Raw genomic sequence first — 651 nt, forward strand, 5'->3', positions numbered from 1 at the left:
TCCTGGGCATCGCCACCACCAAAGGCCCAATCTCCTACGATATGTTGATCGCGCCGGAAGCAAAGGGATAAGCCTTTCGAGGAATACCTCGGCCGTCTGATCCGCCGCGCGTTGGTCGGAACAGGCCTGACCGTCACACTGCAGGGGGGCGGCCTGTTCTGTCTGACGGATGTCGAGACCGAACAGGGCCTGTTCCAGACCCGGCCGGACATTCTCATCCGGGAGGGCGGCCGAGTGGTGCACATCATCGACACCAAGTGGAAACGCATTGCGGCCAATGTCGCTGATCCGAAGCGGGGGATCAGCCAGGCCGATGTATATCAGATGATGGCCTATGGCCGGCTGTACAGCGTCCCGCGCCTGACCCTGCTGTTTCCCCACCACGCCGACCTAAAGGGAGCCGAGGGACGGCAGGCGCTCCATCGCATCACCGGTGAAGACGGCTGGCTCACGGTGGCGACAGTGAACGTAGCAGATGGGAAATATATATCGGATCGCTTATTTGATATTGTCAAATTTTATAAAACATAAAGCCCGGATCTTCTTCATTCGTAGTTCATATCACAATTTTTATAAAGGCTTATCCCTTTGCTTCCGGCGCGATCAACATATCGTAGGAGATTGGGCCTTTGGTGGTGGCGATGCCCAGGA

At 56.4% G+C, this 651-nt stretch carries 1 pseudogene; it reads left to right on the plus strand.

From position 1 onward, the window contains the following. Positions 1–87 precede the first annotated feature (87 nt). Positions 88–531, plus strand: a pseudogene (locus GHC57_RS19170) (5-methylcytosine restriction system specificity protein McrC); the annotation flags it as partial. Positions 532–651 lie beyond the last annotated feature (120 nt).

It is taken from the genome of Roseospira navarrensis (genome assembly GCF_009601025.1).
GTDB lineage: Bacteria > Pseudomonadota > Alphaproteobacteria > Rhodospirillales > Rhodospirillaceae > Rhodospira > Rhodospira navarrensis.